This window comes from Methylobrevis albus (assembly GCF_015904235.1).
In the GTDB taxonomy this organism is placed as follows: domain Bacteria; phylum Pseudomonadota; class Alphaproteobacteria; order Rhizobiales; family Pleomorphomonadaceae; genus Methylobrevis_A; species Methylobrevis_A albus.
In genome coordinates, this window is record NZ_JADZLT010000048.1 from 24,336 (window position 1) to 37,164 (window position 12,829).

The 12,829-nt window shown below is 68.4% G+C and carries 10 protein-coding genes; 4 read left to right on the plus strand and 6 right to left on the minus strand.

Annotated features, from left to right (window positions below; translation table 11 throughout):
* Nucleotides 1-48: 48 nt before the first annotated feature.
* Complete coding sequence (locus I5731_RS07035; protein WP_197310663.1) at nucleotides 49-453, plus strand: cupin domain-containing protein; 405 nt, start codon at nucleotides 49-51, stop codon at nucleotides 451-453.
* A gap of 997 nt (nucleotides 454-1,450) precedes the next feature.
* Here I5731_RS07035 and I5731_RS07040 read toward each other — a convergent pair.
* The 4 genes from I5731_RS07040 to I5731_RS07055 form a co-directional block, all read right to left on the minus strand.
* Nucleotides 1,451-2,257 (minus strand): ABC transporter ATP-binding protein, encoded by an 807-nt coding sequence (locus I5731_RS07040; protein WP_197310664.1) that lies wholly within the window; start codon nucleotides 2,255-2,257, stop codon nucleotides 1,451-1,453.
* Nucleotides 2,258-2,466: 209 nt separating this feature from the next.
* Complete coding sequence (gene hydA / locus I5731_RS07045) at nucleotides 2,467-3,927, minus strand: dihydropyrimidinase (protein ID WP_197310665.1); 1,461 nt, start codon at nucleotides 3,925-3,927, stop codon at nucleotides 2,467-2,469.
* 229 nt (nucleotides 3,928-4,156) lie between these two features.
* Nucleotides 4,157-5,410 (minus strand): Zn-dependent hydrolase, encoded by a 1,254-nt coding sequence (locus I5731_RS07050; RefSeq protein WP_197310666.1) that lies wholly within the window; start codon nucleotides 5,408-5,410, stop codon nucleotides 4,157-4,159.
* Between the two features lie 63 nt (nucleotides 5,411-5,473).
* Nucleotides 5,474-6,829, minus strand: coding sequence for an aspartate aminotransferase family protein (locus tag I5731_RS07055; protein WP_197310667.1), 1,356 nt, complete (start codon nucleotides 6,827-6,829; stop codon nucleotides 5,474-5,476).
* A 286-nt stretch (nucleotides 6,830-7,115) separates the two neighbouring features.
* Here I5731_RS07055 and rutR point away from each other — a divergent pair, with 286 nt between their 5' ends.
* Both rutR and I5731_RS07065 read left to right on the plus strand, forming a co-directional pair.
* A complete protein-coding gene (gene rutR, locus I5731_RS07060; protein WP_197310668.1) occupies nucleotides 7,116-7,766 on the plus strand; it encodes an HTH-type transcriptional regulator RutR in 651 nt (216 codons plus the stop codon).
* Nucleotides 7,767-7,906: 140 nt separating this feature from the next.
* A complete protein-coding gene (locus tag I5731_RS07065; RefSeq protein WP_197310669.1) occupies nucleotides 7,907-8,380 on the plus strand; it encodes a hypothetical protein in 474 nt (157 codons plus the stop codon).
* A 12-nt stretch (nucleotides 8,381-8,392) separates the two neighbouring features.
* Here the strand turns inward: I5731_RS07065 and preA are convergent, their stop codons facing one another.
* Entirely contained in the window at nucleotides 8,393-9,703 is a 1,311-nt protein-coding gene (preA, locus tag I5731_RS07070) for an NAD-dependent dihydropyrimidine dehydrogenase subunit PreA (protein WP_197310670.1), read from the minus strand.
* Nucleotides 9,704-9,714: 11 nt separating this feature from the next.
* A complete protein-coding gene (locus tag I5731_RS07075) occupies nucleotides 9,715-11,097 on the minus strand; it encodes an NAD(P)-dependent oxidoreductase (RefSeq protein ID WP_197310671.1) in 1,383 nt (460 codons plus the stop codon).
* A gap of 386 nt (nucleotides 11,098-11,483) precedes the next feature.
* Here I5731_RS07075 and argE point away from each other — a divergent pair, with 386 nt between their 5' ends.
* Nucleotides 11,484-12,647 (plus strand): acetylornithine deacetylase, encoded by a 1,164-nt coding sequence (argE, locus tag I5731_RS07080; protein ID WP_197310672.1) that lies wholly within the window; start codon nucleotides 11,484-11,486, stop codon nucleotides 12,645-12,647.
* Nucleotides 12,648-12,829 lie beyond the last annotated feature (182 nt).

The following is a 12,829-nucleotide window of genomic DNA, read 5'->3' on the forward strand; positions in this document are numbered from 1 at the left end:
TTCGAGCGCCGCCGGGAGCTTTGCGGCGCCAGCGAGGGAGAGCGCACCATGACCGCCGACTGCCGCCTGATCCGCCCGGGCACCTCCACCTACGCCGGCAAGCAGGGGTTCGATTATCTCGAGGGCATCACCGCCCAGTCGGTCGGCGCCAAGGGCATCTGCATGCACCTGCTGGAGATTCCGCCGGGCGGGCGCGCCAAGGCGCATCTGCACGAGAACCACGAGACCGCGATTTACATGCTCGCCGGCGAGGCGCACACCTGGTACGGCGAGGGCCTCGCGCAGCACATCATCGTGCGCGCGGGCGACATGTTCTACATCCCCGCCGGCGTGCCGCACCTGCCGGCGAACCTCTCCGACCAGCCGGCCGTGGCCGTGATCGCGCGCACGGACCCGAACGAGCAGGAGAGCGTCGTGCTGCTGCCGGAGCTGGATGGGGTGGTGAAGGGGTGAGGGGGAACGTCCCTCCCCCTTGTGGGGAGGAACGTCCCTCTCAATCGTCATCCCCGCGAACGCGGGGATCCAACTCTCCGCGAGAGAGGCGTTCGTGGCTAGACCGCGGCATAGGCAGACAGTCCGCCCCCGCGGAGAGTCGGATCCCCGCGTTCGCGGGGATGACGACCGAGAGGAAAGCGGGGGGTGAGAGGCCTTGCCCTGCTCGGTAGAGTCCATCGCCGAGCCCCCCGCCCCACCCCGAGACGGAAATAGCCTGTCCACCCTCAAGTCCCCCTTCGTCGTCATCCCCGCGAAAGCGGGGATCCAACATTCCACGGGAGAGGCGTTGGTGGATGGACCGCCGCATGGGCAGACAGTCCGCCCCCTTGGTGAGTTGGATCCCCGCGTTTGCGGGGATGACGACCCAGAGGAAAGCGGGGGGTGAGAGGTCTTGCCCTGCTCCGTAGAGTCCATCGCCGAGTTCCCCGCCCCACCCCGAGACGGAAATAGCTTGTCCACCCTCAAGTCCGCCTTCGTCGTCATCCCCGCGAAAGCGGGGATCCAACGATCCGCGGGAGAGGCGTTCGTGGATGGACCGCGGCATGGGCAGACAGTCCGCCCCCGCGGAGAGTTGGATCCCCGCGTTCGCGGGGATGACGACCGAGAGGAAAGCGGGGGGTGAGAGGCCTTGACCTGCTCGGTAGAGTCCATCGCCGAGCCCCCCGCCCCACCCCGAGACGGAAATAGCTTGTCCACCCTCAAGTCCGCCTTCGCCGTCATCCCCGCGAAAGCGGGGATCCAACTTTCCGCGGGAGAGGCGTTCGTGGATAGACCGCGGCATGGGCAGACAGTCCGCCCCTGCGGAAAGTTGGATCCCCGCTTTCGCGGGGATGACGACCGAAAGGAAAGCGGGGGGTGAGACGCCCCACCCCTCCCGACCCGGCCTGTGGCCGGGCCACCCTCCCCACGCGGGGGAGGGACGCGGGCGGCCCTGCGGCTGGGGATGGCGGCCGCCTCAATCCTCATAGGAGTGCCCCGCGCGAAGACCCTCGCGCACGCGGTGCGCGAGCTTGAGGAACCCCGGGGTCTCGCGGATGTCGAGGCCGCGGTCGCGCGGCAGGTCGGAGACGATCACGTCCTCGATTCGGCCGGGGCGCGGGCTCATCACCACGATCTTCGAGGAGAGGTAGACCGCCTCGGGGATCGAGTGGGTGACGAAGACCACGGTCTTGGCCGTCTTCGCCCAGAGCTGCAGCAGCTGCTCGTTGAGGTGGTCGCGGACGATCTCGTCGAGGGCGCCGAAGGGCTCGTCCATCAGAAGGAGGTCGGGCTCCAGGGCCAGCGCGCGGGCGATCGAGGCGCGCTGCTGCATGCCGCCGGAAAGCTGCCAGGGATACTTGTTCTCGAAGCCGGCGAGGTTGACCAGCGCGAGGTTTTTCGCCACCCGCGCCTGCTGCTCGGCCTTTGAGAGCCCCATGATCTCCAGCGGCAGCGCGACGTTCTTCGCGATGGTGCGCCAGGGATAGAGCGCGGCGGCCTGGAAGACGTAGCCGTAGGCGCGGTCGAGGCGGGCCTGTTCCGGCGTGGTGCCGTTGACGGTGATCGAGCCGGCGGTCTGGCGCTCGAGGTCGGCGATGACGCGGAGCAGCGTGGTCTTGCCGCAGCCGGACGGGCCGATGAAAGAGACGAAGTCGCCCTTCTCGATGGTGAGGTCGATGTGCGAGAGCGCGTGCACCGGCCCGTCGCCCGTCTCGAAAGTGAGCGAGAGGTCGCGGATCGAGACCACGGAGGGTTTTGTCGGGGCGTCTTTTTGCAGTGCCATCGTCATGCGGTGTTCCGTGGGGCCTTACCCCTCTCCCTGTCCCTCTCCCACAAGGGGAGAGGGGACGCAGGTTGCGGTGCTCGTCGTCACATCAGCGCTTCGGCCGGTGGGGCGGGCGTGTTTAGGCACGCTCTATCGCCGATCGTCCCCTCTCCCCTTGCGGGAGAGGGACAGGGTGAGGGGTGAGCCCCGCGCCCGGCGCTTGGCCTTCACACACCCACCGGCATCAGCTTCGGATCGCGCGTCACCAGCCGCGGCGCGGTGAGCGCCTTCCAGGTCGAAAGCGCCTTGTTCACCGCCGGGAAGGGCCTCCGCGCGACGAACTTGCCGCGGCCGGGCACCGCCTCGTTCTGGCCGTCCTTCCAGACGATCTCGCCACGCGAGATCGTGTAGCGCGGCAGGCCGGTGACCTCGACGCCCTCGAAGACGTTGTAGTCGATGATCGAGCGCTGGCCCGCGGCACTGATCGTCTTCGTCTTCTTCGGGTCCCAGACGACGAGGTCGGCGTCGGAGCCGGGCAGGATCGCGCCCTTCTGCGGGTAGATGTTGAGGATCTGGGCGATGTTGGTGGAGGTCGCGGCGACGAACTCGTTCGGCGTGATGCGGCCCGTGGTGACGCCCCTGGTCCAGAGCACCGGCATGCGGTCCTCGAGCCCGCCGGTGCCGTTCGGGATGCGGGTGAAGTCGCCGAGGCCCATGCGCTTCTGCGCCGTAGTGAAGGCGCAGTGGTCGGTGGCGACGACCTGCAGCGAGCCGGACGACAGGCCGGCCCACAGGCTGTCCTGATGCGCCTTGTTGCGGAACGGCGGGCTCATCACGCGGCGGGCGGCGTAGTCCCAGTCGGCGTTGAAGTACTCGCCCTCGTCGAGGGTGAGATGCTGCACCAGCGGCTCGCCGTAGACGCGCATGCCCTTCTGCCGCGCCCGGCGGATCGCCTCGTGGCTCTGCTCGCAGGAGACGTGCACGATATAGACCGGCACGCCGGCGGCATCCGCGATCATGATCGCCCGGTTGGTCGCCTCGCCCTCCACTTCCGGCGGGCGCGAGAAGGCGTGGCCCTCGGGGCCGGTGACGCCATCGGCGAGAAACTTCTGCTGCAAGGCGGCGACGACGTCGCCGTTCTCGGCGTGGACGAGCGGCAGCGCGCCGAGCGCGGCGCAGCGCGAGAACGACGCGAACATCTCGTCGTCGTTGACCATCAGCGCGCCCTTGTAGGCCATGAAGTGCTTGAAGGTGTTGACGCCGCGGCCGACGACGGCCTGCATTTCCTCGAAGATCCTCTCGTTCCAGCCGACGATGCACATGTGGAACGAATAGTCGGCCACCACCTGCGGCTTCGCCCGGCCCTCCCAGGCGTCGAGCGCGGCGATCAGCGAGCCGTCCGGGCCGTCGGGGATCACGAAGTCGACCACGGTGGTGGTGCCGCCGGAGATCGCGGCCATGGTGCCGCTCTCGAAGGTCTCGGCGGCGGTGGTGCCCATGAACGGCATCTGCAGGTGGGTGTGCGGGTCGATGCCGCCCGGCATGATGAACGCGTCCGTCGCGTCGATCACCTCGTCGCCGACGAGATTCGGGCCGATCGCGGCGATCGTCTCGCCCTCGATCAGGATGTCGGCCTCGTAGGTGCGGTCCGCGGCGACGATGGTGCCGCCCTTGATGACTTTCGACATGTCGCTGTCCCCTGGTGTTCTTCTGACCTGGTGTTGCGTGGTGGCGGCTGGCGCAGGCGGACCGGTCGGCGACATCCCTCCCCCTCGTGGGGAGGGTGGCGAGCGCAGCGAGCCGGGAGGGGTTACGGCCTCTCCGCGAATCGAGGCGCGGCTGCTACCCTTCCCGACCCGGCCTTCGGCCGGGCCACCCTCCCCACGAGGGGGAGGGATGGGCGCAAGCCCCTCCGCCCTACCCTTCCACCACTCCCGCCGTCTCGATCACCGCGTGCAGCAGCACGTCGGTGCCGGCCGTCGCCCATTCCTTCGAGATGTCCTCGTCCTCGTTGTGGCTGAGCCCGTCGACGCAGGGGCAGAAGATCATCGCGGTCGGGGCGAGGCGATTGATCCAGCAGGCGTCGTGGCCGGCGCCGGAAATGATGTCGCGGTGCGAATAGCCCAGCCGGTCGGCGCCGGCACGGATGCGGCCGAGCAGTGTCTCGTCGAAGGCGACGGGGTCGAAGTGCCCAGAGACCTCGATCGTGAGGCCGAGGCCGAGTGCCTCGGCGATCTTCGGCGCTTCTTCCTCGAAGCGGGCCTTCATGCCGTTCAGCGTGCCGAGATCCGGCGAGCGGAAGTCGACGGTGAAGACCACCTTGCCGGGGATGACGTTGCGCGAGTTGGGATAGACCTCGACGTGGCCGATGGCGCCGACCGCGGCGGGCTGGTTGGCCATGGCGATGGTGTGCACCAGCTCGGTCAGCCGCGCCATGCCGAGGCCGGCGTTGCGGCGCATCGGCATCGGGGTCGAGCCGGTGTGGCTGTCCTTTCCGGTCAGCGTCACCTGCAGCCACCAGAGCCCCTGCCCGTGCGTGACGACGCCGATGTCCTTGCCTTCCGCCTCGAGGATCGGCCCCTGCTCGATGTGGAGTTCGAGCAGCGCGGCGAGCTTGCGGGTGCCGACCGGCTCCTCGCCCTCGAAGCCGATCCGCTTCAGCTCGTCGCCGAACGAAAGACCTTTTGCGTCGGTGCGGCCCTTGGCCCAGGTCTCGTCGTGCACGCCGGCGAAGACGCCGGAGGCGAGCATGGCGGGGGCAAAGCGCGTGCCCTCCTCGTTCGACCAGTTCACCACCTCGACCGGGTGTTTGGTGCGGATGCCGAGGTCGTTGAGGCTGCGGACGACTTCGAGGGCCCCCAGCACGCCGAGTACGCCGTCGAACTTGCCGCCCGTCGGCTGGGTGTCGAGGTGGCTGCCGACCATCACGGGCAGCGCCTCCGGATCGGTGCCGGGACGCGTCGCGAACATGTTGCCCATGCTGTCGACGGCCACCGTGCAGCCGGCGTCCTCGGCCCAAGCCTTGAACAGCAGGCGGCCGTCGCGGTCGGCATCGGTCAGCGTCTGGCGATTGTTGCCGCCGCGCACGCCCGGGCCGATCTTCGCCATCTCCATCAGGCTGTCCCACAGCCGGTCGCCGTTGACGCGCAGGTTGGAGAGCGGGGTGGTCATCGACGGGTACTCCGGGCGTCGGGAAGAGGCGGCCGCTGCGGGGCGGCCGCGGGTCCAGTCAGGTCAGGCGAGATCCTTCAGGATCATCGCCAGCGTCGCGACGATCTCGTCGATGTGCTCCTTCTCGACGATCAGCGGCGGCGACAGGGCGATGATGTCGCCGGTGGTGCGGATCAGCACCCCCTTCTCGTAGGCCTTCAGGAAGGCGGTGAAGGCGCGCTTGGTCGGCTGGCCGGGGATCGGCTCCAGCTCGATCGCGCCGACGAGGCCGATGTTGCGGATGTCGATGACGTGCGGCATGCCGCGCAGCGAATGCAGCGCCGTCTGCCAGTAGGTGCCGAGGCCCTTGCCGTCGCCCGGCTCGTCGCCGTCCATGGCGCCCTTCGTCAGCAGCCCTTCCTCGGCATAGGTGTCGAGGGTGGCGAGCGCCGCGGCGCAGGCGAGCGGGTGGCCGGAATAGGTATAGCCGTGGAAGAACTCGATCAGGTGCTCCGGCCCGGTCATGAAGGCGTCGTAGATCTTCTTCTGGGCGAAGACGGCGCCCATCGGCACGACACCGTTGGAGATGCCCTTGGCGGTGACGACGAGGTCCGGCATCACGCCGAAATAGTCGACCGCGAACGGCGTGCCGAGGCGGCCGAAGCCGGTGATGACCTCGTCGAAGATCAGCAGCACGTCGTACTTGTCGCAGATCTCGCGGATGCGCTGCAGGTAGCCCTTCGGCGGGATCAGCACGCCGGTGGAGCCGGCGACCGGCTCGATGATCACGGCCGCGACCGTCGAGGCGTCGTGCAGCAGGATGACGCGCTCGAGCTCGTCGGCGAACTCGGCGCCGTACTCCGGCACGCCGCGCGAGAAGGCGTTGCGGGCGAGATCGTGGGTGTGGCGGATGTGGTCGACGCCGCCGAGCAGCGTGCCGAACATCTTGCGGTTGGTGACGATGCCGCCGACCGAGATGCCGCCGAAGTTGACGCCGTGATAGCCGCGCTCGCGGCCGATCAGCCGGGTCTTGGCGCCGTTGCCCTTCACGCGCTGGTAGGCGAGCGCGATCTTCAGCGCCGTCTCGACCGATTCGGAGCCGGAGTTGGTGAAGAAGACGTGGTCGAGCGGGCTCGGCATCATCGCGGTGAGGCGCGAGGCGAGCTCGAACACCTTCGGATGGCCCATCTGGAAGGCCGGGGCGTAGTCGAGCTCGCCGATCTGGTTGGCGACCGCCTCGACGATCTTCGGCCGCGCGTGGCCGGCGTTGACGCACCAGAGCCCGGCGGTGCCGTCGAGCACCTTCCGGCCGTCGGAGCTCGTGTAATACATGCCCTTGGCCGAGACGAGCAGGCGGGGATCCTGCTTGAACTGCCGGTTTGCCGTGAACGGCATCCAGAAGGCGTCGAGATTGTTGGCGGTGTTGCGGCTATCGGCCATCGGAGGCTCCCGGGTATGTCTGGTCAGTCGGAACCGGCACTCGGCAGGGCGCGCCGCGGCAGGCAGGGAGCGCCCGATGGCCACGCCGCAGAGGGCCGGACGCCTTCCGGTCGTGGCGCGCGGCCGTGCCCGAAACGCATCTGACCGCAAGCACTTGCAAAAATCCTGACTGATCGGTCAACATAAGGCTATTGGATGCCCAATATGGCCTCAAGCGCTTTTTTGCGGCAGGCCGATCGCAGGAATACGGACCGGACCGCTGCACGCGTGGGGAACTGAGGCGCCGATGCTCACCGAGAATTCCGCCCGCGCCAGCCAGAGCAAGAAGCGCACCCGAATCCAGATCGAGAACGAGGAACGCATCCTCGACGCGGCGCTGGACGTGTTCTCGAGCTTCGGCTTTCGCGGCGCCACCGTCGACCAGATCGCCGAGCGCGCCGGCATGTCGAAGCCGAACCTGCTCTACTACTTCCGGCGCAAGCAGGACATCTACGTCGCCGTGCTGACCCGCACGCTGGAGAACTGGCTGACGCCGCTCGGCGCGCTCGACCCGGACGGCGAGCCGGAGGCCGAGATCCGCGCCTATGTCGGACAGAAGCTGGCGCTGTCGCGTGATGCGCCGATGGAGTCGCGGCTGTTCGCCAACGAGGTGCTGCAGGGGGCGCCGATGCTGGGGCCGCTGCTCGCCACCGACCTGAAGGAGATCGTCGACGCCAAGGCCGCCGTGCTCGCCGGCTGGATCGCCGCCGGAAAGCTCGCCGCCGTGGACCCGGTGCATCTCATCTTCATGATCTGGGCGATGACGCAGCACTACGCCGACTTCGACACCCAGATCCAGGCGGTCACCGGCCGCGGCGTCGCCACCGACGCGGCGACCTTCGAGCGGGCGCGGGAGACGGTGGACCAGATCCTGTTTCGCGGCATCCTGCCCCGCTGAGCCGGCCGAGCCGTACGCGGCGCGGCGAGCCGCACCGGCGGCGGCCGGGCGCATGGGGAAAATGTTGGCGGCGCCATACATCGAACCTAAAGACCCTTCATGCAGGCTATACGCCGATTGATGACTCGAAGGACGTTCCCATGAAGACCGCAGCCGCCCTTTCGGGCCTCTGCCTCGCCCTCGCCGCCCTGCCGGCGCAGGCGGCCAGCACCGACGTCGTCTTCAAGGGCGGCGGCACCATCACGCGGGTCAGCGGCTGCACCGGCGAAACTCCCGACAAGCAGTTCTTCGTCGGCACGTACCTGACGCCGGTCGCCGGCTCGACCAACGGCGACAACACCATCCTGACCTTCCACTTCGACGGCCATTCGTCCGAAGGCTTCCAGAAGAACGACGGCCGCATCGGCTCGACCTTCGAGAAGGTCTGGAACGTCCACATCAGCGATCGCCTCGACAGCTTCGACCCGATGATGCGGATCACCTCGCAGTCGCCCTCGACGATCACCGCGACGACGCAGAGCGTCGTGGTGAGCGGCGCGGTGAAGGGCTGGAACCGCGGGCCGAACTGCATCGTGTTCTTCACGATGCGGCTGACGCGCGACCTGTTGCCCTGAGGCTCCGCCGCCCTACTCCGCGGCGACGCGTGCCATCGGGTTGTTCGGGTGCGTCGTCCAGTTGGCATAGTCGGGCGACACCGGCCGGCCGGTGCGCGGATCGGTGCCGGCGACCATCTCCTCCATCGTGATGCAGTTCTCGACCGGGCAGACCGAGACGCAGAGGTTGCAGCCGACGCATTCGGCGTCGATCACCTCGAAGTGGCGCTTGCCGTCGACCATGCTGGTGATCGCCTGGTGCGAGGTGTCCTCGCAGGCGATGTGGCAGCGGCCGCACTTGATGCAGGCGTCCTGGTCGATGCGCGCCTTGGCTATGTAGTTGAGGTTGAGATACTGCCAGTCGGTGACGTTGGGCACCGCGCGGCCGCGGAAATCCTCGATCGTCCGGAAGCCCTTCTCGTCCATGTAGGCCGAGAGGCCGTCGATCATCTCCTGCACGATCTTGAAGCCGTAGGTCATCGCGGCGGTACAGACCTGCACCGTGCCGCAGCCGAGCGCGATGTACTCCGCCGCGTCACGCCACGTCGTGATGCCGCCAATGCCGGAAATCGGCAGGCCGCGGGTTTCAGCGTCGCGGGCGATCTCGGCCACCATGTTGAGCGCGATCGGCTTCACCGCCGGGCCGCAATAGCCGCCGTGGCTGCCGCGGCCGTCGATCGACGGGGTCGGCGAGAAGCTGTCGAGATCGACCGAGATGATCGACGAGATGGTGTTGATCAGCGACACCGCGTCGGCGCCGCCCTTTTTCGCCGCGCGGGCGGGATAGCGGATGTCGGTGATGTTCGGCGTCAGCTTGACGATGACGGGCATGCGCGTCGTCTGCTTGCACCAGCGCGCGACCATCTCGATGTATTCCGGCACCTGCCCCACCGCCGAGCCCATGCCGCGCTCGGACATGCCGTGCGGGCAGCCGAAGTTGAGCTCGATGCCGTCGGCGCCGGTCGCCTCGACCAGCGGCAGGATCGCCTTCCAGGCCTGCTCCTCGCACGGCACCATGATCGAGACGATCATCGCCCGGTCGGGCCAGTTCTTCTTCACCTCGGCGATCTCGCGGAGGTTCACCTCGAGGGGCCGGTCGGTGATCAGCTCGATGTTGTTGAGGCCGAGCAGGCGGCGGTCGGCGCCGTGGATCGCGCCGTAGCGCGGGCCGTTGACGTTGACCACCGGCGGGCCGTCCTCGCCCAGCGTCTTCCAGACGACGCCGCCCCAGCCGGCGCGGAAGGCGCGCTCGACGTTGTACTGCTTGTCGGTCGGCGGCGCCGAGGCGAGCCAGAACGGGTTCGGCGAGCGGATGCCGAGGAAATTCGTGGAAAGGTCGGCCATGACGAACCTCCTCAAGCCTTCAGGGCGGCGTTGATGGAACGGGCGGCGCGCTTGCCGTGCTCCACGGCGACGACGGTGAGATCTTCCCCGGCGGGCACGCAGTCGCCGCCGGCCCAGACCTTCGCGTTCGTGGTCCGGAACGCGGCATCGACGGCGATGCGGCCGTCTTCGAGACCGATGGTGCCGAGAGGGCCCGGCTCGAAGCTCTGGCCGATCGCCTTCATCACCTGATCGGCGGCAAGCGTGAAGCGCTCGCCGGTGCCCGTCAGGCGGCCCTCGGCGTCGGTCACGGTCTTCTCGAAGCTGATGCCGGTGACGGCGCCGGCCGCGACGTGCAACTCGGCCGGGCGGGCGAAGGTGCGGATCACGACGCCGGCGTTGCGGGCGACCTCGCGCTCGAAGGCGCTGGCGTTCATCGCCGCCTCGCCGCGGCGGTAGACCATCGTCACCTCCTCGGCGCCGAGCTTCCTGGCCTGCACCGCGGCATCCACCGCCGTCATGCCGCCGCCGATGACGACGACGCGGCGGCCGACGGGAACGTTGCCCTTGTCCTCGGCCTGCCGCATCGCCTCGATCCAGGCGACGGCGTCGACGACGCCGGCCGCGGCTTCACCGGACAGACCGAGCGCATTGACGCCCTGCAGGCCGACGCCGAGGAAGACGGCATCGAATTCGGCGGTGAGCGTTTCGATCGCGAGATCGCGCCCGAGCGCCTTGCCGCCTTCCAGGGTGATGCCGCCGATGCCGAGGATGAAGTCGACCTCTTCCTGGGCGAAATCGCCGACCGCCTTGTAGGCGGCAATGCCGTGCTCGTTGAGGCCGCCGGGCTTGCCGCGGGCGTCGAAGATCGTGACGTCGTGACCCTCGCTCGCCAGCGCATGGGCGCAGGAGAGGCCGGCGGGGCCGGCGCCGACGACCGCGACGCGCTTGCCGGTCGGCGCCTTGCGGGTGCCGAAGCTGGTGTGCCCTTGCATGAAGTGGTCGGTGGCGTAGCGCTGCAGCAGGCCGATGCGCACCGGCCGGTCCTCGGCGGTGTGGCGGACGCAGGCGTCCTCGCACAGGGTCTCGGTGGGGCAGACGCGGGCGCACATGCCGCCGAGGATGTTCGCCTCGAAGATCGTGCTCGCGGCGCCGTCGACGTTGCCGGTGCCGATCTTGCGGATGAACAGCGGGATATCGATGCCGGTCGGACAGGCGGTCTGGCACGGCGCGTCGTAGCAGAAATAGCAGCGGTCGCTCTCGACCAGAGCCTCGTGCCGGCCGAGCGGCGGGTGCATGTCGGAAAAGTTGCGGGCGTAGTCCGCGGCGGCGAGACGTTGGCCGCGGATGTCCGGGCCGGCGGTGCCGGGCGCGGTCTCGAAAGGCACGGTATCGGCTGCGGCGAGCTCGGTCATGACGACCCCCTCCTCTGGCGCCGGCCCGCATACACGGCGGCCCGCCGGCGCGAAACGCACCGACCGCATCGCCGCGACCTGCCGGCCGCTTCGCCATTCATGGCCGCCCCGCCCCCGGGACGACCGGTTCCACCTCGGTTCCGCCGGCTTGGCGCCGGTCGTTGGATTTGATCATCCGGTCAATTTTTTTGATCGTCAAGAGGCTCTGGAACGATTCCATGGTAAAGATCGCCGCCGTGTGCGGCATGCCCTTGTTTTAGGCAGGCCAAGCGTGGCGACCGGTGCGGTTCGATGCGGGCTCAGGCGCGAAGGGTCTTGCACTGCGCCGGGCGGAAGCTAGGGTCCGCGGAAGCCTCGGACCTTTCTCCCCCAACCGGCGGACCGGCATGCAGCAACGGCCACAGGACGCGATCGACCTGCTCAGCGAGCTCGTCCGCTTCGACACGACGAGCCGCAACTCCAATCTCGCGCTGATCGATTTCGTCGAAGACTTTCTCGCGCGCCACGGCGTCGCCGCGCAGCGCATCTTCGATGCGACGGGCAGCAAGGCGAACCTTTTTGCGACGATCGGGCCGGCGGATGTGTCCGGCTACATCCTGTCCGGCCATACCGACGTGGTGCCGGTGGACGGGCAGGTCTGGGCCTCCGATCCCTTCGTGCTGCGCGAGGCGGACGGCCGGCTCTACGGGCGCGGCGCCTGCGACATGAAGGGGTTTCTGGCGTGCTGCCTGGCGCTGGTCCCCGAGATGGTGGCGGCGCCGCTCGCCCGGCCGATCCACCTCGCCTTTTCCTATGACGAGGAGATCGGCTGCATCGGCGTGCGCGGCCTGATCGCGGAACTCGCCGGGCGGCCGGTGCTGCCGCTCGCCTGCTTCGTCGGCGAGCCGACCGACATGCAGGTCGTCGTCGCGCACAAGACCAAGCGCTCGCTGCGCGTCACCGTCACCGGCCGCTCCTGCCACTCGTCGCTCGCGCCCGAGGGGGTCAACGCCGTCGAATATGCGGCGCGGCTGATCGCCGGCATCCACGCGCTCGGCCGCGAGCTCGCGGGCGGCGACCGCGACGAGCTGTTCGACGTGCCGGTGACGACGACGCACGTCGGCACCATAGTCGGCGGCACGGCGCTCAACATCGTGCCGGACCAGTGCAGCTTCACCTTCGAGATCCGCGCCCTCCCCCTCGTCGACATCGATGCGCTGCTGGCAAGGATCGTCGCGCTGGCCGAGGAGGTCCTCGAGCCGGAAATGCACGCGCGCGATCCGGGCACCGGCATCGTCTTCGAACTGACCTCGGGATTTCCGGGGCTCGACACCGACGTCGAGGCGCCGGTCGTCGGGATGGCGAAGCGGCTCGCGGGCCGCAACGACCACGCCAAGGTCGCCTATGGCACCGAGGCCGGGCTGTTCGCGGAGATCGGGATTCCGACGGTGATTCTCGGCCCGGGCTCGATCGGCGAGGCGCACAAGGCCGACGAGTTCATCACCATTGAGCAATTGACCAAGGGGCGGGCATTCGTCGCCAGCCTGATTCAATTTGCATGCAAATATTAGTGTACTGAGGAAATTGTTCTCAAAAAGAGAGGAGGAGAAGTTGCCTTCTCCTCCTTTGAAGTCAGGACCGCAACTCCGCGATAACGCGGATGGACCGGAAACCCGGTCCCGCAGAGAAACGAGCGCCAGCGAACATCTCTCTACAGTCCGAATGTAGACCGATCACCGGCGCATGACATACC